This window comes from Rhizobium sp. PEPV16, assembly GCF_008919455.1.
Lineage (GTDB): Bacteria > Pseudomonadota > Alphaproteobacteria > Rhizobiales > Rhizobiaceae > Rhizobium > Rhizobium leguminosarum_Q.
This window is the reverse complement of the sequence record NZ_VSZV01000058.1, coordinates 1-2,039: the sequence shown is the minus strand read 5'-3', so window position 1 is coordinate 2,039 and position 2,039 is coordinate 1. Positions and strand designations below refer to the sequence as shown.

General features: G+C 62.7%; 2 protein-coding genes. Both read left to right on the top strand.

What is annotated here, in order from left to right; genetic code table 11:
- Window positions 1–1,030: LLM class flavin-dependent oxidoreductase (locus FY112_RS00505; RefSeq protein ID WP_151517364.1), on the top strand; the 1,030-nt coding region annotated here is incomplete at its 5' end.
- Window positions 1,031–1,034: 4 nt separating this feature from the next.
- A partial coding sequence (locus tag FY112_RS00500) for an aldehyde dehydrogenase family protein (RefSeq protein WP_151517363.1) occupies window positions 1,035–2,039 on the top strand: 1,005 nt, incomplete at its 3' end.

Sequence of the window (2,039 nt, the reverse complement as noted above, 5' to 3'; positions counted from 1 at the left end):
CCTCTTCGTCCATATGGAACGGCTCGACGCCAGCCAAAGCCACAAGAGTCTCTACGAGGAATTCGTCGCGCTCTGCGAGATCGCCGACAAGGGCGGCATGCATGCGATCTGGACGGGCGAGCATCATGGCATGGATTTCACCATCGCGCCCAACCCTTTCGTGACCATTGCCGATCTGGCGCGCCGCACATCGCGAGCACGGCTTGGAACGGGAACGGTGATCGCTCCCTTCTGGCATCCGATCAAGCTTGCCGGTGAGGCGGCCATGGCCGACATCATCTGCGACGGAAGGCTGGATATCGGCATCGCGCGGGGAGCCTATTCCTTTGAATACGAACGTCTGCTGCCCGGTCTCGACGCCTGGGGCGCCGGCCAGCGCATGCGCGAGCTCATCCCGGCGGTCAAGGGCATATGGGCCGGCGACTACGCCCATGACGGGGAATTCTTCAAGTTTCCGTCGACCACCTCGGCGCCGAAACCGCTGCAGCAGCCGAACCCGCCCATCTGGGTGGCGGCGCGCGACCCGAACTCGCATGAATTTGCCGTCGCCAACGGCTGCAACGTTCAGGTCACGCCCCTCTGGCAGGGCGATGACGAGGTTCAGTCGTTGATGGAGCGCTTCAACGACGCCTGCGCCAAGAATCCCGAGATCGAGCGGCCCAAGATCATGTTGCTGCGCCATACCTATGTCGGCTCGTCGGAGGACGATGTCGCCCAGGCCGCCCATGAACTGAGCACCTACTACAATTATTTCTTCGCCTGGTTCAAGAATGAGAAGCCGGTTACCCAGGGTCTGATCGAACGGATCCCGGACGAACAGATCAGAGCGAACGCGATGCTGTCGGACCAGGTCATGCGGACCAACAATGTCGTTGGCGACGCTGAGACCGTCATCGCCCGGCTCAAGGTGTATGAAGCGCTCGGTTATGACGAATATTCCTTCTGGATCGACACCGGCATGAGCTTCGAGCGCAAGAAGGCGTCGCTCGAACGCTTCATCACCGAGGTCATACCGGCATTTCAGGAGTAAGACCATGCGGCGTTTCCAGCACTATATCGACGGAGAATTTTCAGATGGCGAGGCCAGCTATCCGAGCATTGATCCCGCCTCCGGCGCGGTCTGGGCTGAGATGCCCGAAGCGCGCGAGGGCGATGTCGATCGGGCTGTCAACGCGGCCGACAGGGCGCTTTACGAGGGCCCGTGGCCGAAAATGACGGCCACCCAACGCGGCAAGCTGCTTTACAAGCTGGCCGATCTGGTTGCCGCCAACGCGCAGATCCTCGCAGAACTGGAGACGCGCGACACCGGCAAGATCATCCGCGAGACATCGGCGCAGATCGCTTATGTCGCCGAATACTATCGCTACTATGCCGGCATCGCCGACAAGATTGAAGGCGCCTACCTGCCGATCGACAAGCCCGACATGGATGTCTGGCTTCGCCGCGAGCCGATCGGCGTCGTTGCGATGGTCGTGCCGTGGAACAGCCAGCTCTTCCTGTCCGCAGTGAAGATCGGACCGGCGCTCGCGGCCGGCTGCACGATGGTGGTCAAGGCCTCGGAAGACGGGCCGGCGCCGCTTCTCGAATTTGCACGGCTCGTGCACGAGGCGGGATTTCCTGCCGGCGTCGTTAACATCATCACCGGTTTCGGCGCCTCCTGCGGCGCTGCCCTCGGCCGGCACCCGAAGGTCGCCCACGTCGCTTTTACCGGCGGCCCTGAAACCGCCCGGCACGTCGTTCGCAACTCGGCCGAAAACCTCGCCTCCACCTCGCTTGAACTCGGCGGCAAGTCGCCGTTCATCGTCTTTGCCGATGCGGACCTCGAAAGTGCGGCCAATGCCCAGGTCGCAGGCATCTTCGCTGCGACAGGGCAGAGCTGCGTTGCCGGATCGCGCCTCATCGTCGAACGCAGCGTCAAGGATAAATTCGTCGCCCTGCTGCGCGAGAAGGCGGAGGCAATCCGGATCGGCGCGCCGCTCGATATGGCGACCGAAGTCGGCCCGCTTGCCACCAAGCGCCAGCAGGACAATATCGGCGCC